Genomic DNA, 16,939 nt, shown 5'->3' on the forward strand with positions numbered 1-16,939 from the left:
GGATCCGGCACCATGCGACTGGTGCGACAAAATGATGAGAAGAGTGTGAAGTGCCCCCAAGGGTATGAAAAGCGTTCGTGTGTGCGGCGTCCTCGGGGTGCCGGTGCCACGTCCGTGCTGCGTGGCACCCTCGCCGTCCTGGCCGTCACCGCCCTCGCATCCGGCTGCACCGGTCCGGGAGAGGTGCACGGGGCGCACGGACAGCAGCCCCTGAAGGCGCCGTCAGCGCGCGCTCTCGACGAGTACGCCACCAAGTTGCGCGCCCTGTACGCCGAGCGCGCGGCGGCCACCAAGCGCTGGGGGCTGACGAAGGTGCCGCTGACCGCGCCCCCACCCCCGGAGCAGAAGCCGCTGATCACCTTCCGCACGGGGTTCGAGGTCACGAACGGGGACGACCTGCCCCCGATCTTCACCACCATCCCGACCAGGAACAGGGTCGTCTTCCTCACCATCGACGACGGCGCGGAGAAGGACCCGGCGTTCCTGCGGATGATGAGCGACCTGAAGATCCCCTACACCGCCTTCCTCAGCGACTACCTGGTCAAGGACGACTACGGGTACTTCCGGAAGATGCGCGACCTCGGTGTCACGCTCAACAACCACACCCTGCACCACCCCTACCTGCCCGGACTGCCCTACGAGGAGCAGCGGCAGGAGATCTGCGGCATGCAGGACGTGATGCAGCGGGAGTTCGGCAGGCGCCCGACCGTCTTCCGGCCGCCGTACGGCAACTACAACGGGGACACCCTGCGCGCCGCGAAGTCCTGCGGCATCAAGTACGCGCCGATCTGGGACGAAGAGGTCTACGTCGACCACTGGGAGTACCGCGAGTGGGACCGCAGCCTGCACCCCGGGGACATCGTCCTGACCCACTTCCGCGGCAGGTCGGACTGGAACGGCACGATGACCGACCTGGTCCGCCGGTTCCTGAAGAAGGTGACGGACGAGGGGTACGCCGTGGCGCGCCTCGAGGACTACCTGTGAGGGCACGGTGGCGGTTGTGGGCGCTGCTCGCCGGGCTGCTCACCGCCGCACTCCTGGCCGGCTGCGCCCAGTCCGTCGATCCGATCGAACGGCTGGGCAAGAAGGCGGCGCAGAAGGTGCGCCGGACGCAGGGACCGCGCGACGGTTCGTACCGTCGCTGGGGGCTCGCCGTCCCGCTCGCGCCCGCGCCCCGGCCGGCCCGTCCCCTGTCCCACGGCGCGGACCAGGCGGGGGCCGGTCTGCCGGAGGTCCTCGACCGCGTCCCCACCGAGGACAAGGTCGTCTTCCTCACCTACGACGAGGGTGCCGAGAACGACCCTCGGTTCGTCGAGATGGTCCGTGAACTGCGGCTGCCGGTCAGCGTGTTCCTCACGGACACTGCCGTCGGACCGGGGTACGCGCGGGTGGCACGGCTGCGGGCGGCCGGTGCGGTCATCCAGAACCACACCCTGGACCACGCCGCGCTGCGCGGTCGGCCGTACGAGGAGCAGCGCGCCCAGATCTGTGGCCAGCGGGACCGGCTGAGATCCCTCCTGGGCCTGCGCCCCCGGCTGCTGCGGCCGCCGTACGGCAGATACGACCGTACGACGCTCCGGGCGGCGGCGGACTGCGGGGTGACGGCGCTGATCCTGTGGCGCCCGTGCCCGGGCCCGGAGCCGGAACCGTACGGAGGGGGCGAGTCCCCGCGCCCCGGCGACATCGTGCTGCCCCACGAGGGGGGCCGCCCCCTCACCTCCCTGACCACGGAGACGACCCGCCTCCTGCGCCGCATCCAGGCGAAGGGCCTCACGGTGGGCCGCTTGGAGGACTACTTGTAGCGGGGGCGGGGCGGCGCTGCCTCTTGTGGCCGGTGGCGGCCCGCTTCTTGCCGCCGGGGGCTCGGGGCCCCGGCTCTTGTAGCGGGGTTCCGGGCCCAGGGTCCCTCTCCCGCCCCTTCGGGGTCGGCTTCGGCCGCTCCGGTCCCCTCCGGGCGGGCCCGGGCCTGTCTTGGGCCGACCTCCGGCCCCTGCTTGCTTCGATCCGGCCGCCGCCCCGCTTCGGTCGGCGTCTGGTCCGGCTGTGGTCCGGCTGCCGGGCTTTCGTCGGCGTCCGGTCCGGCCGTCCGGCTTCGGTCGGGTACCCCGCCCCGCCCGGGCGACTGCACCCGGCCCCCGCTCCTCGCGCCCGCGACCGCCCGTTGACGCCGCAGGTCTCCAGCGGCCGACTCAAGGGGGCGCGGCCTCCAGGCCGGTGCCGCTCCCGGCCGCGGAACGAGCCCCGTGCGACCCCACGCTCCACGCCGCGCCGCAGGCAATTGGCACTCCGCTTGACCGAGTGCTAATCCCGGTCATAGTCTCGGCTCTGGCACTCGCCACCGGAGAGTGCCAACAAAGCGACGGGCAGGTCCGGCACCCGCGACGACGGATCCACCTGGTCGCCACCTCAGACAGTTAACCCCGCGAGATCTCCGAAGGGGGAGGTCGGATCGTGACGACCGCCAGCTCCAAGGTTGCCATCAAGCCGCTCGAGGACCGCATCGTGGTCCAGCCGCTGGACGCCGAGCAGACCACGGCCTCTGGCCTGGTCATCCCGGACACCGCCAAGGAGAAGCCCCAGGAGGGCGTCGTCCTGGCCGTGGGCCCGGGTCGCTTCGAGAACGGCGAGCGTCTCCCGCTCGACGTCAAGACCGGCGACATCGTGCTGTACAGCAAGTACGGCGGCACCGAGGTGAAGTACAACGGCGAGGAGTACCTCGTTCTCTCGGCTCGCGACGTGCTCGCGATCATCGAGAAGTAATTCACCCAAGCAGACTGCTTTGAGCTGCGCCCCTGGCCCCCCGCGACAGATGATCAGCCGGGCGCCGGGGGCGCGGTTCGTTCTTCACCGCGATGGCGGCCGCTCCGGGAGGGCGGCCGAGCATCGCAATCGAGAGGACTGAGACGCTCCATGGCGAAGATCCTGAAGTTCGACGAGGACGCCCGTCGCGCCCTCGAGCGCGGCGTCAACAAGCTTGCCGACACGGTCAAGGTGACGATCGGCCCCAAGGGCCGCAACGTCGTCATCGACAAGAAGTTCGGCGCTCCCACCATCACCAACGACGGCGTCACCATCGCCCGTGAGGTCGAGGTCGACGACCCGTACGAGAACCTCGGCGCCCAGCTGGTGAAGGAGGTGGCGACCAAGACCAACGACGTCGCGGGTGACGGTACGACCACCGCCACCGTGCTGGCCCAGGCGCTCGTCCGCGAGGGCCTGAAGAACGTCGCCGCGGGTGCCTCCCCGGCCGGCCTGAAGAAGGGCATCGACGCCGCCGTCAAGGCCGTCTCCGAGGACCTGCTGGCCTCGGCCCGCCCGATCGACGAGAAGTCCGACATCGCCGCCGTCGCCGCGCTGTCCGCCCAGGACCAGCTGGTCGGCGAGCTCATCGCCGAGGCGATGGACAAGGTCGGCAAGGACGGTGTCATCACCGTCGAGGAGTCCAACGCCTTCGGTCTGGAGCTGGACTTCACCGAGGGCATGGCCTTCGACAAGGGCTACCTGTCTCCGTACTTCGTGACGGACCCGGAGCGGATGGAGGCCGTCCTCGACGACCCGTACATCCTCATCCACCAGGGCAAGATCTCCGCCATCGCGGACCTGCTGCCGCTGCTGGAGAAGATCATCCAGGCGGGCTCCTCCAAGCCGCTGCTGATCATCGCCGAGGACGTCGAGGGCGAGGCCCTCTCCACCCTTGTCGTGAACAAGATCCGCGGCACCTTCAACGCCGTCGCCGTGAAGGCCCCGGGCTTCGGCGACCGCCGCAAGGCGATGCTGCAGGACATGGCGGTCCTCACCGGCGCCACCGTCGTCTCCGAGGAGGTCGGCCTCAAGCTCGACCAGGTCGGCCTGGACGTGCTGGGCAGCGCCCGCCGCGTCACGGTCACCAAGGACGACACGACCATCGTCGACGGCGGCGGCAAGCCCGAGGACGTGCAGGCCCGCATCGCGCAGATCAAGGCCGAGATCGAGAACACGGACTCCGACTGGGACCGCGAGAAGCTCCAGGAGCGCCTCGCCAAGCTGGCCGGCGGCGTGTGCGTGATCAAGGTCGGCGCCGCCACCGAGGTGGAGCTCAAGGAGAAGAAGCACCGTCTGGAGGACGCCATCTCCGCGACCCGCGCCGCGGTCGAGGAGGGCATCGTCTCCGGTGGTGGTTCCGCGCTGGTCCACTCCTCCAAGGTGCTGGCGGACGGCCTCGGCAAGCAGGGCGACGAGGCCACCGGTGTCTCCATCGTCCGCCGCGCCGTCGTCGAGCCGCTGCGCTGGATCGCCGAGAACGCGGGTCTGGAGGGCTACGTCATCGCCTCCAAGGTCGCCGAGCTGGAGAAGGGCCAGGGCTACAACGCGGCCACCGGTGAGTACGGCGACCTGATCAAGGCCGGCGTCATCGACCCGGTCAAGGTCACCCGCTCCGCCCTGGAGAACGCCGCCTCCATCGCCTCCCTGCTGCTGACGACCGAGACCCTGGTCGTCGAGAAGAAGGAAGAAGAGGAGCCGGCCGCGGCGGGCCACGGCCACGGCCACGCCCACTGACACAGGCCACCAAGCCACACCGAGGCCCGGCGCCCCCTGGGGTGCCGGGCCTTCGCCTTGCCCACTTCGCCCGTCCCGTCCCGTTCCGTCCTGGCCCCGTCCCCGTTCCCCTTTCCGTTCGCGTCCTCGCCGCGTCCTCGCCCCCCTCGCGGTGTCCGTTCGCGTCCCCGTCGCCCTAGGTCTCCAGCTCGTCCAGCGCCCCGATCTGCGCCATCAGCCCGAGCCGGTCGTACTGCCACCAGCCCTCCACGATCTTCCCGTCCTCACCGAAGCGGAAGATGGTCATGCCGGTGATGGCGACGTTCCTGCCCGTGGCCGGGATCCCCAGGAACTCGCCCGTGTGCCGGGCCTTCCAGGTCCACCGGGTGCAGACCCGGTCGCCCTCGGCGATCTGGTCGTCGATGACGAAAGCGAAGTCGAAGGCGCTGCGCCACATCTCTATCTCGCGACGCATCGCGTCCATCCCGATGGTGTCCTGCTCGTTGGCGGGGTCGTGGTCGTGGTAGTTCTCCGCGAGCAGACCGTCGAGCGGTGGCAGTTCACCCCTCATGGCGAGGATCTCGAAGAACCGCCGGGCGTTCGCCGTGTACAACTGCTCGTCCCGCACCACCTCCAGGTCGGTGAAGGTGGGCCTCTCCTCGCAGAGCGCGACCATCTCGCGGAAGACCTCGTCGGTCTCGGGGAGGTTCGAGTTCCGCATCGCCTCTTCGTACGACGGGAACTCCACGATCTCGATGAAGTGTGAATCGTCGGAGCGGTCCCTGCCGATCACGCTGTGTGTCGCGGTCCGCTTGCCTCTGGTCCGTTCGACCCATGTGTCCATCAGCCGGTTCATCTCGTCGAATCGGCTGGTCTTGCAGTCGATGAGCTGGACGAAAGTCATGACGCCGCCTCCGGCCCCCCTGGGTCCGGTCAGTACGGCCATTTTCCCACCCGAGGGGCGGCGTCACCTGTCCTGTCGCGGCTCGTACTTGTGCCGCCGATGTCCTGTGGCGGCTCGTACTCGTGCCGCCGAAGCCGCGGCCTTGGCCGTCGAAGGCCGCAGCGTGTGCTACTGCGGCCCGTACTTGCGCCCCGTCCGCGAGGAGATCCCCCCGAGCAGAGAGCGCGGCGCCACCTTCACCACGCCCATCAGCGCCTTGTACCGCGGGTCCGGAATGGACAGTGTCTTGCCCCGGGCCAGATCCGTGAGCGCCGTGGCGACCAGCTTGTCCGCATCCAGCCACATCCAGTTCGGGATGTTGTCCGTGCCCATCCCGGCCCGCGCGTGGAACTCCGTACGGACGAAGCCCGGGCACAGCACCATCAGCCGTACCCCGGACCCGGCCAGATCCCGCGCCGCGCCCTGCGTGAACTGCACGACCCAGGCCTTGGACGCACCGTACGTACCGCGCGGGACGAAGGCCGCGACCGAGGACACGTTCACGATCCCGCCGCGGCCGCGCGTGCGCATCGACTCCGCCGCGGCGCTCGTCAACCGCAGCACGGCCTCGCAGTGCACCTTGAGCATCCGCAGCTCGTCGGCCATCGGTACGTCGAGATAACGGCCCTTGTTGCCGAAGCCGGCGTTGTTGACGAGCAGGTCGACCGGGTTCTTGAGGTCGGACAGACGTGCGGCCACCGCCTCGATGCCCTCGTCGGTGGCCAGGTCGGCCGTCAGCACCTCCGCCTCGATGCCGTGCCGGTCGTGCAACTCGGTCGCCTGCTCGCGCAGCCGCTTGGTGTCCCGGGCCACCAGGACGAGGTCATGGCCGTCGGCGGCGAGCCGCCGGGCGAACGCGGCGCCGATGCCCGCGGTCGCTCCCGTAATCAGAGCCGTTGTCATGGGCCAACGATAGTGACCCGGACGGACAGCGTCCGCTCGCCGGACGGCGCCTCGGCCCGCTCCGCCGCCAACGCTCTTACCCCACAGGTCAGTTGCCCGTCGTGTACTTCTGCGCGTACTCCCGCGCCGTCGCCGCGATCTCCGTGTGCAGCGCGTCACCGGCCGTCAACAGGTGCGGCAGCAGATGCCGTTCCGTCGTGGACGCCCGGAACTGGAAGGCGACGGTGACCTCGTGGTCCGGCCGGTGCACGACCTCGATGGGGTCGCCCGCCCGTATCTCACCGGGCACCACCACCCTGAGATAGGCGCCGGGCGCCCCCTTCCGCGTGAACCGCCTGACCCAGCCGCGCTCACCCAGGTGTTCCTGGAAGGTGCGGCACGGAATCCGCCCGGAGGTGACCTCCAGCACCAGCTCGGACCCGATGCGCCAGCGCTCGCCGATCCGCGCGCCCGACACGTCCAGCCCCTCCGTGGTGAGGTTCTCGCCGAACGATCCGTTCGGCAGTGCCCGGCCCAGCTCGCGCTCCCAGCCGTCCAGGTCCTCGCGCGCGACCGCGTACACCGCCTGGTCGTCGCCGCCGTGGTGCCGCAGGTCGCAGACGGCGTCCCCGGCCACCCCGCTCGCGCCGGTCCCCTTGGGCCCCGGTGCGGTCACCCGCACCGGCCCGTCCACCGGTCGCTTGTCGATGCCGGTCAGGCCCTCCGGCTGGTCGGTGTAGTCGACGGCCACGGGTCGGCCCAGGTTCAGAGACAGAAGCTTCATGTCCGCACGGTAGGGGATGGGCGGTCAAAGCAGCGACGCATTATTGGCTCCCGAACCCAAGATTCGCTTATGCTCACAGGGTGATCGAGGCCCGTCATCTCCGTGTGCTGCGCGCCGTGGCCGCCACCGGCTCCTTCTCGGCGGCGGGTCGCGAGCTCGGCTGCACCCAGCCCGCCGTCAGCCAGCAGATGAAGGCTCTGGAGACGTCCGTCGGCACTCCGCTGCTGATCCGCAACGGTCGCGAGATGCGCCTGACCCAGGCCGGCGAGGCGCTGGTCCGGCACGCGGCGGGCATCCTGGCGGGGCTGACCGCCGCCGAGGAGGAGGTCGCCGCCATCGCCGGCCTCAGGGCCGGCCGCGTCCGCCTCGTGTCCTTCCCGAGCGGCAGCTCCACGCTCGTCCCCGCCGCGCTCGCCGCACTGCGCGCCGCGCACCCCGGCACCCGGGTCTCCCTGGAGGAGGCCGAGCCGCCCGAGTCCGTCGAGAAGCTGCGCGCGGGCGACTGCGACATCGCGCTCGCCTTCCGCTACGAGGGCGCCGCGGGTGCCGAGGAGTGGGACGACCTGGTCGTACGCCCACTGCTCACCGACCGGCTGGTCGGTCTTGTCCCCGAGGGGCACCGGCTGGCACGCGCGGAGTCGGTCGCCATCGGTGAACTGTCCGGGGAGCCGTGGATCGCGGGCTGCCCGCGCTGTCGCGGGCAGCTGGTGGAGGTGTGCGAGAGCGCCGGCTTCACGCCCCGCATCGACTTCGCGACCGACGACTACCCGGCGGTGGCCGGTCTGGTCGGTGCGGGCCTCGGAGTGGCGGTCCTGCCGCAGCTCGCGATCGAGTCGGTACGTCCGAGGGGCGCGCGTCCCGTCCGGCTGGAGCCCGTGGTGCGGCGGGAGATCGTCGCCCTCACGCTGCCGGACCTCGCCCATGTGCCGGCGGTCGCGGCGACGCTGGGGGAACTGGCACGGGCGGCCCTGCGATAGGGCGCACTCGACGCCCGAACCGCCTGCCGTGCGGTCGGGCCGCGCTCCTCAAGTCCTTGCTTCGCCCCCGTTGCGTCCCCCGGACCGTCTGCTTCCCCCGGGTCGTCCTCCGCCCCCGATCCGTCCCCCTGGTCGTCCTCCGCCCCCGGTGCGTCCCCCTGGTAGTCCTTCGCCCCCGATGCGTCCCCTTGGGTGTAGCTCTCCCCCTGGTGCAGCCCCTGGGCTGTCCCTCGCCCCCGATGCAGCCCCCTGGTAGGCCGTCCTTCGCCCCTGGAACACCCCCTGACCCCCTAGCGGTACCTCTCCCCGGAGACATCCCTCCCGGAAGGTGTGGGCATTCGACTGCGTGCCCGTCCCTGCAGAAACGTTCTTTCAGCTGTTCGAGGCGGCGGTGCCCCCGCTGGTACTCGACGCCGGCACCAGCCGGTTCCGCGCCCGTCCCATGAGCTCTTCGCGCTCGTCCTCGGTCAGTCCGCCCCACACGCCGTACGGCTCGCGCACCGCCAGTGCGTGGGCCGCGCACTCCGCGCGTACGGGGCACCTCATGCAGACCTCTTTGGCCGAGTTCTCACGAGCGCTCCGGGCCGCGCCGCGCTCGCCCTCCGGATGGAAGAAGAGCGAACTGTCGACCCCGCGGCAGGCCGCATGGAGCTGCCAGTCCCACAGATCCGCGTTCGGACCGGGAAGGCGGGAGAAATCTGCCATTGCGTGTCCCCTTGTTTCCGTTTTGGGCGGATATGTTCCCCCGACCGTACAACGACGATCTTACGAGATGAAAATATGACTCATTGCGAATCTAGCCCCAGACACCAGCGAACGGGAAGAAAAGCGGCTAAATGGGGCATGGTTGTGGTGAAAGTTCGAGGGTCTGCCGCGCATGTCTGCAGCGTGTCCGTGCCCTCACGTACAGTGCCGAAGATGGCTTGCTGCACCGTAACTCTTTCGAGTGACCATCGTTGAGAGTGCGGAGGCGGTTGAAACAACAAGCGCTCGGGCAGGCGTCCGAGGGCGTCGACCGCACAGGTGACGATTCGTACCAGCCTGGAGGCTCAAGGTGACGCGCATCAGCTGCGGAGGGCGGTCATGACATCCGTCCTCGTCTGCGACGACTCCCCGCTTGCCCGAGAGGCGCTCCGCCGCGCGGTGGCGACCGTGCCCGGCGTCGAGCGTGTGACGACGGCGGCCAACGGCGAGGAAGTCCTCCGCCGCTGGGGTGCCGACCGCTCGGACCTGATTCTGATGGACGTACGCATGCCCGGTCTGGGCGGCGTCGAGACCGTGCGGCGGCTGCTGTCCGCGGACCCCGGGGCGCGCATCATCATGCTCACCGTCGCCGAGGACCTGGACGGTGTGGCGCTCGCGGTCGCCGCCGGCGCGCGCGGCTATCTGCACAAGGACGCCTCGCGCGCGGAGCTGCGGGCGACCGTCACGCAGGCGCTCGCCGATCCGACCTGGCGGCTCGCGCCGCGTCGGCTGCGCTCGGCCGAGATGGGAGCAGCGCCGACGCTCACCGCGCGTGAGATCCAGGTGCTGGAGGGCATGAGCCACGGCCGCTCCAACGCGGAGATCGGCCGCGAGCTGTTCCTCTCCGAGGACACCGTGAAGACGCACGCCCGCCGGCTGTTCAAGAAGCTCGGCGCCTCGGACCGCGCGCACGCGGTGGCGCTCGGCTTCCGGTGGGGCCTGGTCCGTTAAGTGGATCACCGCGGGGGTGTGCGGATCCCCGCCTACCGCAGGGTGGGCGGGGTTGGCAACGGGGCCCGCCGGGTGCCCGCTGCTCGTTTCGCCGCGGATGCCGCATCCTTGAGGTGTGGAGTTCCTCGGGGACGAGTCGGTCGAGCGGGAGGGGAGGGCGCAGGAGATGAGTTCCGGCGCACCTGCTCATAACGCTTCGGTGCACAACTACGGACGCGGTGCCACGGATCGGACGACGCCGAGGCACCATGGACCGATGCGCGACGACGAGACAACGCTGATCGGTGCGCTCGTCCATCGTGCCGTCGACGGCGACGAGCAGGCGACCCATGACCTGCTCGCCCGTGTTCACCCTCTGGCGCTGCGCTACTGCCGTACGCGTCTGTCCCGACTGCCCGGCGACGCGCGCCACTTCGTCGAGGATCTGGCGCAGGAGGTCTGTGTCGCGGTGCTCCTCGCGCTGCCGCGCTACAAGGACACCGGGCGTCCCTTCGAGGCGTTCGTCTTCGCGATTGCCGCGCACAAGGTCGCCGATCTGCAGCGCGCGGCGATGCGTCATCCGGGCTCGACGGCGGTCCCCTCGGACGAGATGCCGGAGCGCCCGGACGATTCGCTGGGGCCCGAGGAACGGGCGCTGCTGAGCAGCGACGCCGAGTGGGCCAAGAAGCTCCTGGCCAATCTGCCGGAGAACCAGCGCGAGCTGCTGCTGCTGCGCATCGCGGTGGGCTTGACCGCGGAGGAAACGGGTCAGATGTTGGGAATGTCACCGGGAGCGGTGCGGGTGGCGCAGCACAGGGCGCTGAGCCGGCTGCGGGCGCTCGCCGAGCAGTAGCGGCCTCCGCCGGGAGCCTGCTCCCACCTCGCCCGCACCCTTGGCTCACGGGCCGGATGAACAGGCGACCCCCCGTTTCCGTACGAACATACGAGGCCCAGGGTCACCCCGAACCGTGGAATGAGAGACCCGTGCTTCCCGTTAGCATGGACATCCGCACCGATCAAGGCCATTTGGGGAAGGTGTCATGACTGCCAACGTCGACGGAGTGCCCGAGAAATTCGCGACACTCGGGCTGACCTACGACGACGTGCTGCTGCTGCCGGGCGCGTCGGACATGGCGCCCGACCAGATCGACACCACCTCGTACGTCTCCAAGAACGTCCGGGTCAACATCCCGCTCCTGTCCGCCGCCATGGACAAGGTCACCGAGTCGCGCATGGCGATCGCGATGGCCCGCCAGGGCGGCGTCGGCGTACTGCACCGCAACCTGTCGATCGAGGACCAGGCCAACCAGGTCGACCTGGTCAAGCGCTCCGAGTCCGGCATGGTGGCCAACCCGATCACCATCCACCCGGACGCCACGCTCGCCGAGGCCGACGCCCTGTGCGGCAAGTTCCGCATCAGCGGCGTCCCGGTCACCGACAACGCCGGCAAGCTGCTGGGCATCGTCACCAACCGCGACATGGCCTTCGAGAGCGACCGCTCCCGTCGGGTGCGCGAGGTCATGACCCCGATGCCCCTGGTCACCGGCAAGGTCGGCATCTCCGGCGACGAGGCCATCGAGCTGCTGCGCCGTCACAAGATCGAGAAGCTTCCGCTGGTCGACGACGCGGGTGTCCTCAAGGGCCTGATCACGGTCAAGGACTTCGTGAAGGCGGAGAAGTACCCGAACGCCGCCAAGGACGCCGAGGGCCGCCTGCTCGTCGGTGCCGCGGTGGGCGTGGCGGGCGACGCCTTCGAGCGCGCCCAGGCCCTCATCGAGGCGGGCGTCGACTTCATCGTCGTCGACACCGCGCACGGCCACTCCCGGCTGGTCGGCGACATGGTCGCCAAGATCAAGTCGAACTCCTCGGGCGTCGACGTCATCGGCGGCAACATCGCCACCCGCGAGGGCGCCCAGGCGCTCATCGACTCCGGCGTGGACGGAATCAAGGTCGGCGTCGGCCCCGGCTCCATCTGCACGACCCGCGTGGTCGCCGGCATCGGCGTCCCCCAGGTGACCGCCATCTACGAGGCGTCGCTCGCGGCGCGGGAGGCCGGTGTCCCGGTCATCGGCGACGGTGGTCTGCAGTACTCCGGCGACATCGCGAAGGCCCTGGTCGCGGGCGCCGACACGGTGATGCTGGGCTCGCTGCTCGCCGGCTGCGAGGAGTCGCCCGGCGAGCTCCTCTTCATCAACGGCAAGCAGTTCAAGTCGTACCGCGGCATGGGCTCCCTGGGCGCCATGCAGTCCCGTGGCGACCGCAGGTCCTTCTCCAAGGACCGCTACTTCCAGGAGCGCATCGCCTCCGACGACGAGCTGATCCCCGAGGGCATCGAGGGGCAGGTGCCCTACCGCGGCCCGCTCTCCTCGGTCGTCCACCAGCTGATCGGCGGCCTGCGCCAGTCGATGTTCTACGTCGGCGGCAGGACCGTTCCGGAGCTGCAGGCCAAGGGCCAGTTCGTGCGGATCACGTCCGCGGGCCTCAAGGAGAGCCACCCGCACGACATCCAGATGACGGTCGAGGCGCCGAACTACAGCAAGAGCTGATCCACGCGCGCGTGAAGCGCGGGTGGAGCACGTCAGAGGGCGGCCCGGAGGTTCCGGGACCGCCCTCCTCGCGCCTCCGGGGCGACCGTCGCCTGCCCGTCGGCGATACTGGAAGACGCTGAAACGCAGAGGGAAAGGCCACAGACGTGACTGAGATCGAGATCGGGCGCGGCAAGCGCGGCCGCCGGGCGTACGCCTTCGACGACATCGCCGTCGTCCCCAGCCGCCGTACGCGGGACCCGAAGGAGGTCTCGATCGCCTGGCAGATCGACGCCTACCGCTTCGAGCTGCCCTTCCTGGCGGCCCCCATGGACTCGGTCGTCTCCCCGGCCACCGCCATCCACATCGGTGAGCTCGGCGGCCTCGGCGTGCTGAACCTCGAAGGCCTGTGGACGCGGTACGAGGACCCGCAGCCGCTCCTCGACGAGATCGCCGGGCTGCCCGCCGACGCCGCGACCCGCCGTCTCCAGGAGATCTACGCGGCTCCCATCAAGGAAGAGCTGATCGGGCAGCGCATCAAGGAGGTGCGCGACTCGGGCGTGGTCACCGCGGCCGCACTCTCCCCGCAGCGCACGGCCCAGTTCTCCAAGGCCGTGGTCGACGCGGGCGTGGACATCTTCGTCATCCGGGGTACGACGGTGTCGGCGGAGCACGTCTCCCACTCGCACGAGCCGCTGAACCTGAAGCAGTTCATCTACGAGCTCGACGTCCCCGTGATCGTCGGCGGCTGCGCCACGTACACCGCGGCTCTGCACCTGATGCGCACCGGTGCGGCCGGCGTGCTGGTCGGCTTCGGCGGCGGCGCCGCGCACACCACGCGCAACGTTCTGGGCATCCAGGTCCCCATGGCCACGGCCGTCGCGGACGTGGCGGCGGCCCGCCGCGACTACATGGACGAGTCCGGCGGCCGGTATGTGCACGTGATCGCGGACGGCGGCGTCGGCTGGTCCGGCGACCTGCCCAAGGCGATCGCCTGCGGCGCCGACGCCGTCATGATGGGCTCTCCGCTGGCCCGCGCCACGGACGCGCCCGGCAAGGGCCACCACTGGGGCATGGAGGCGGTCAACGAGGAGCTGCCGCGTGGCAAGAAGGTCGACCTCGGCACGGTCGGCACGATCGAGGAGGTCCTCACGGGCCCGTCGCACACCCCGGACGGCTCGATGAACTTCTTCGGCGCCCTGCGCCGCGCCATGGCCACCACCGGCTACAGCGAGCTGAAGGAGTTCCAGCGCGTCGAGGTGACCGTGGCGGACGCACAGCACAAGCGCTGACACCGAGCGCGGGGCCCGGTTCACCCGCCGGTGGGCCGGGCCCTTCGTGAGCGCCCGGGTGGGGGCGCGTTCTGCCTCTGAGGGGTTCGGTCCGGGCCCCGACGGCGGGGTCCGGACCTGGTCCTTGGAAGCTCACAACCTGTGCGCCGCTCCCGTGGGCGTCGCCCCCCGCGTGTCCAGCAGCAGCTGTGCCTTCACCGACAGGCCCTGGAGGTCGTACGTGCGGTGCTGCTGGAGCAGGATCGTCAGGTCCGCGCACGCCGCCGCCTCGTAGAGGGAGTCCGCGCGCGGGATCGGGCGGTCGAGGACGCTCCATGCCGGGACGTGCGGGTCGTGGTAGCTGATGGACGCGCCCAGCTCCATCAGGCGCAGTGCGATCTCGTGCGCGGGGGAGCCCTGCTGATCGGCGAGGTCCGGCTTGTACGTCACGCCGAGCAGCAGGACCCGGGCGCCGCGAGCGGACTTTCCGTGCTCGTTCAGGAGGGTGGCGGCGCGCTGGACGACGTACTGCGGCATGTGGCTGTTGACCTGCTGTGCCAGTTCCACCATCCGCAGCGTGCGCCCGGTCAGCCCCGCGAGGTCCTGGGGGACGGCGTGGCCACCGACCCCGGGTCCTGGGCGGAAGGCCTGGAAGCCGAACGGCTTGGTCTCCGCACAGCGCACGACGTCCCACAGGTCGACGCCCAAGTCGTGGCAGAGCACCGCCATTTCGTTGACCAGGGCGATGTTGACCTGGCGGTAGTTCGTCTCCAGGACCTGCACGGTCTCCGCCTCGCGCGGTCCACGCGCGCGTACCACCTTGTCGGTGAGGCGCCCGTAGAAGGCGGCGGCCGACTCGGTGCAGGCGGGGGTGAGGCCGCCGATGACCTTGGGGATGTTGGCCGCCCCGAAGTCGCGGTTGCCCGGGTCGACGCGGCTCGGTGAGTAGGCGAGATGGAAGTCGCGTCCGGCGCGCAGACCGGAGCCCTCTTCCAGGCGAGGCCGCAGGAAGTCCTCCGTGGTGCCGGGAGGCACGGGCGATTCCAGGATCACGGTGGTGTGCGGGCGCAGCCGCTCGGCGAGGGCGCGGGCGGCCGCTTCCACCTGGGTGAGGTCGAGCGCGCCGCCGGCTCCGCGCGGGGCGGGGGCACAGATGACGGCGGTGCGGACGCGGCCGAGTTCGGCCGGGTTGCTGGTCGGGCGGAAACCCCGGGAGAGCATGCGGCGCAGTTCGGCTGCGGTGAGGGACCCGGCCTCCGGTCCCGTCCGGTACCCGAGCGTGGGGATACCGGCGGCGACGGCGGCCTGGGCCAGGGGCAGGCCGAGATGACCGAGTCCGATGACGGCGAGGTCTGCGGGCATGGGGTGGGCCGTCCTTCCCTGTAGCCGACGCGGGAGAGGTGCGCAAGCGCTGTGGACAGAATGAGCGAGCGCAATGTCAGACTAGGAGTAAATATGACCGATTTGCGGTATTGACTCGTCCGCTTTCCGTGAGTGTTGTCCACAGGCCGCGGGCGCGTGGTGGCCGAACCCGGGCATCCCGGTCAGACTTTGGGCATGGGGGTAGGTGAGCCGGGCTTCGCCTGACGGGTGCGGCCAGCGCGACAGAGCCGGGAGGCAGCGGTGAGGACAGCGACACTGGGGCCGGCGCAGCGCGCCGAGTCCCTGGCGGGAATGGCCGAGCGCGAGCTGGACGTGCTGGTCGTGGGTGGCGGAGTGGTCGGCGCGGGCACGGCGCTGGACGCCGCCACACGCGGTCTGTCCACCGGCCTGGTCGAGGCACGTGACTGGGCGTCGGGCACATCCAGCAGGTCGAGCAAGCTGATACACGGCGGCCTGCGGTATCTGGAGATGCTCGACTTCGCGCTTGTGCGCGAGGCGCTGAAGGAGCGTGGGTTGCTGCTGGAGCGCCTCGCGCCCCATCTCGTGAAGCCGGTCCCGTTCCTGTATCCGCTGCAGCACAAGGGCTGGGAGCGGTTGTACGCGGGCTCGGGCGTCGCGCTCTACGACGCCATGTCGATGGCGCGCGGCCACGGCCGGGGCCTGCCGATGCACCGTCACCTGACTCGCCGTCAAGCTCTCCGGGTCGCCCCCTGCTTGAAGAAGAACGCACTGGTGGGCGCCCTGCAGTACTACGACGCACAGGTGGACGACGCCCGCTATGTGGCGGCCCTGGTGCGCACGGCCGCGTGGTACGGCGCGAAGGTCGCCAACCGCGCCCGCGTCACGGGCTTCCTGCGCGAGGGTGAGCGCGTCGTCGGCGCCACGGTGCAGGACGTGGAGACGGGCGGGGAGTACGAGATCCACGCCCAGCAGGTCGTCAACGCGACGGGGGTGTGGACCGACGACACCCAGGCGATGGTGGGGGAGCGGGGCCAGTTCCATGTACGGGCGTCCAAGGGCATCCACCTGGTCGTGCCGAAGGACCGGATCCACTCCACGACGGGCCTGATCCTGCGCACCGAGAAGTCCGTCCTCTTCGTCATCCCGTGGGGCCGGCACTGGATCATAGGGACGACGGACACCGACTGGAGCCTCGACAAGGCGCACCCCGCGGCCTCCAGCGCCGACATCGACTATCTGCTGGACCATGTCAACTCGGTCCTGGCGGTGCCGCTCACCCGCGATGACGTCGAAGGGGTGTACGCGGGTCTCAGACCTCTGCTCGCCGGGGAGTCGGACGCCACCAGCAAGCTGTCGCGGGAGCACATCGTGGCCCATCCGGTACCGGGACTCGTGGTCGTGGCGGGCGGCAAGTACACGACGTACCGGGTGATGGCCAAGGACGCCGTCGACGAGGCGGTGCACGCCCTCGACCGGCGTGTCGCCGACAGCGTCACCGAGGACATCCCCGTCCTGGGCGCCGAGGGCTATCTGGCGCTGTGGAACGCGCGGGCGCGCATGGCGGCGCGCACCGGGCTGCACGTGGTGCGGGTGGAACACCTGCTGAACCGCTACGGGTCGATGGTGGACGAGGTGCTCGACCTGATCGCGGCCGACCCCTCGCTGGGCCGCCCGCTCCAGGCGGCCGACGACTATCTGCGGGCCGAGGTGGTGTACGCCGCCTCGCACGAGGGTGCGCGGCACCTGGACGATGTGCTCACCCGGCGTACGCGCATCTCCATCGAGACGTTCGACCGCGGCACGCGCAGCGCCCGGGAGGCGGCCGAGCTGATGGCGCCGGTACTGGGATGGGACAAGGACCATATCGAGCGCGAGATCGCGCACTACGAGAAGCGGGTGGAGGCGGAGCGGGAGTCGCAGCGTCAGCCCGACGATCTGACGGCGGATGCGGCGCGGTTGGGGGCGCCGGACATCGTGCCGCTGTAGGCACGCCCGGGCCGGACGGGTTGCACCGCCGCTCGGGG

Annotated in this window: 15 protein-coding genes; 10 read left to right on the forward strand and 5 right to left on the reverse strand. The window is 70.4% G+C overall.

The genetic code is table 11. The annotated features are described in order from the left end of the window. Positions 1-12 precede the first annotated feature (12 nt). The 4 genes from ASC56_RS22030 to groL all read left to right on the forward strand — a co-directional run bounded on the left by ASC56_RS22030 (position 13) and on the right by groL (position 4,536). Entirely contained in the window at positions 13-984 is a 972-nt protein-coding gene (locus tag ASC56_RS22030) for a polysaccharide deacetylase family protein (protein WP_079102656.1), read from the forward strand. Further along, positions 981-1,802, forward strand: coding sequence for a polysaccharide deacetylase family protein (locus ASC56_RS22035; protein ID WP_234377016.1), 822 nt, complete (start codon positions 981-983; stop codon positions 1,800-1,802). The genes ASC56_RS22030 and ASC56_RS22035 overlap by 4 nt, the downstream gene beginning before the upstream one ends. A gap of 649 nt (positions 1,803-2,451) precedes the next feature. Further along, positions 2,452-2,760 carry a co-chaperone GroES gene (gene groES, locus ASC56_RS22040; protein ID WP_055493212.1) on the forward strand — a complete coding sequence of 103 codons (309 nt, stop codon included), beginning with the start codon at positions 2,452-2,454 and terminating at the stop codon, positions 2,758-2,760. 150 nt (positions 2,761-2,910) lie between these two features. Next, entirely contained in the window at positions 2,911-4,536 is a 1,626-nt protein-coding gene (groL, locus tag ASC56_RS22045) for a chaperonin GroEL (protein ID WP_055493213.1), read from the forward strand. 175 nt (positions 4,537-4,711) lie between these two features. On the opposite strand, the gene ASC56_RS22050 is transcribed toward groL, so the two are convergent. The 3 genes from ASC56_RS22050 to ASC56_RS22060 all read right to left on the reverse strand — a co-directional run bounded on the left by ASC56_RS22050 (position 4,712) and on the right by ASC56_RS22060 (position 7,124). Continuing rightward, positions 4,712-5,419 (reverse strand): ester cyclase, encoded by a 708-nt coding sequence (locus tag ASC56_RS22050; RefSeq protein ID WP_055493214.1) that lies wholly within the window; start codon positions 5,417-5,419, stop codon positions 4,712-4,714. Between the two features lie 168 nt (positions 5,420-5,587). After that, positions 5,588-6,361 (reverse strand): SDR family oxidoreductase, encoded by a 774-nt coding sequence (locus tag ASC56_RS22055; RefSeq protein ID WP_055493215.1) that lies wholly within the window; start codon positions 6,359-6,361, stop codon positions 5,588-5,590. An 88-nt stretch (positions 6,362-6,449) separates the two neighbouring features. Next, complete coding sequence (locus tag ASC56_RS22060; RefSeq protein ID WP_055493216.1) at positions 6,450-7,124, reverse strand: MOSC domain-containing protein; 675 nt, start codon at positions 7,122-7,124, stop codon at positions 6,450-6,452. Between the two features lie 80 nt (positions 7,125-7,204). Here ASC56_RS22060 and ASC56_RS22065 point away from each other — a divergent pair, with 80 nt between their 5' ends. Next, positions 7,205-8,101 (forward strand): LysR family transcriptional regulator, encoded by an 897-nt coding sequence (locus ASC56_RS22065; protein ID WP_055493217.1) that lies wholly within the window; start codon positions 7,205-7,207, stop codon positions 8,099-8,101. A gap of 372 nt (positions 8,102-8,473) precedes the next feature. On the opposite strand, the gene ASC56_RS22070 is transcribed toward ASC56_RS22065, so the two are convergent. Then, the gene (locus ASC56_RS22070) at positions 8,474-8,806 is read right to left on the reverse strand and encodes a WhiB family transcriptional regulator (protein WP_055493218.1); all 333 of its coding nucleotides are present in this window, start codon (positions 8,804-8,806) and stop codon (positions 8,474-8,476) included. 378 nt (positions 8,807-9,184) lie between these two features. Here ASC56_RS22070 and ASC56_RS22075 point away from each other — a divergent pair, with 378 nt between their 5' ends. The 4 genes from ASC56_RS22075 (at position 9,185) to ASC56_RS22090 (ending at position 13,592) form a co-directional block, all read left to right on the forward strand. Then, the gene (locus ASC56_RS22075) at positions 9,185-9,796 is read left to right on the forward strand and encodes a response regulator transcription factor (protein WP_003948568.1); all 612 of its coding nucleotides are present in this window, start codon (positions 9,185-9,187) and stop codon (positions 9,794-9,796) included. Positions 9,797-10,052: 256 nt separating this feature from the next. Continuing rightward, entirely contained in the window at positions 10,053-10,628 is a 576-nt protein-coding gene (locus tag ASC56_RS22080) for a sigma-70 family RNA polymerase sigma factor (RefSeq protein WP_055493219.1), read from the forward strand. A gap of 187 nt (positions 10,629-10,815) precedes the next feature. Then, a complete protein-coding gene (gene guaB / locus ASC56_RS22085) occupies positions 10,816-12,321 on the forward strand; it encodes an IMP dehydrogenase (RefSeq protein WP_055493220.1) in 1,506 nt (501 codons plus the stop codon). A 146-nt stretch (positions 12,322-12,467) separates the two neighbouring features. Next, positions 12,468-13,592: a GuaB3 family IMP dehydrogenase-related protein gene (locus ASC56_RS22090; protein ID WP_055493221.1), complete on the forward strand. Its 1,125-nt coding sequence runs from the start codon at positions 12,468-12,470 to the stop codon at positions 13,590-13,592. A 132-nt stretch (positions 13,593-13,724) separates the two neighbouring features. Here the strand turns inward: ASC56_RS22090 and ASC56_RS22095 are convergent, their stop codons facing one another. Then, a complete protein-coding gene (locus ASC56_RS22095) occupies positions 13,725-14,933 on the reverse strand; it encodes a nucleotide sugar dehydrogenase (RefSeq protein WP_055493222.1) in 1,209 nt (402 codons plus the stop codon). Positions 14,934-15,194: 261 nt separating this feature from the next. On the opposite strand from ASC56_RS22095, the gene ASC56_RS22100 reads away from it, so the two are divergent. Beyond that, positions 15,195-16,901: a glycerol-3-phosphate dehydrogenase/oxidase gene (locus ASC56_RS22100; RefSeq protein ID WP_079102635.1), complete on the forward strand. Its 1,707-nt coding sequence runs from the start codon at positions 15,195-15,197 to the stop codon at positions 16,899-16,901. Positions 16,902-16,939: the final 38 nt, after the last annotated feature.

Origin of the sequence: Streptomyces sp. TP-A0356, assembly GCF_001417775.1 — a bacterium.
In the GTDB taxonomy this organism is placed as follows: Bacteria; Actinomycetota; Actinomycetes; order Streptomycetales; family Streptomycetaceae; genus Streptomyces.

Bases quoted from the DNA above. Each gene is read 5' to 3' on its own strand.
- ASC56_RS22050 (WP_055493214.1), bottom strand. From the start codon at position 5,419: ATGACTTTCGTCCAGCTCATCGACTGCAAGACCAGCCGATTCGACGAG.
- ASC56_RS22055 (WP_055493215.1), bottom strand. From the start codon at position 6,361: ATGACAACGGCTCTGATTACGGGAGCGACCGCGGGCATCGGCGCCGCG.
- ASC56_RS22070 (WP_055493218.1), bottom strand. From the start codon at position 8,806: ATGGCAGATTTCTCCCGCCTTCCCGGTCCGAACGCGGATCTGTGGGAC.
- ASC56_RS22030 (WP_079102656.1), top strand. From the start codon at position 13: ATGCGACTGGTGCGACAAAATGATGAGAAGAGTGTGAAGTGCCCCCAA.
- guaB (WP_055493220.1), top strand. From the start codon at position 10,816: ATGACTGCCAACGTCGACGGAGTGCCCGAGAAATTCGCGACACTCGGG.
- ASC56_RS22080 (WP_055493219.1), top strand. From the start codon at position 10,053: ATGCGCGACGACGAGACAACGCTGATCGGTGCGCTCGTCCATCGTGCC.
- ASC56_RS22095 (WP_055493222.1), bottom strand. From the start codon at position 14,933: ATGCCCGCAGACCTCGCCGTCATCGGACTCGGTCATCTCGGCCTGCCC.
- groL (WP_055493213.1), top strand. From the start codon at position 2,911: ATGGCGAAGATCCTGAAGTTCGACGAGGACGCCCGTCGCGCCCTCGAG.
- ASC56_RS22060 (WP_055493216.1), bottom strand. From the start codon at position 7,124: ATGAAGCTTCTGTCTCTGAACCTGGGCCGACCCGTGGCCGTCGACTAC.
- ASC56_RS22075 (WP_003948568.1), top strand. From the start codon at position 9,185: ATGACATCCGTCCTCGTCTGCGACGACTCCCCGCTTGCCCGAGAGGCG.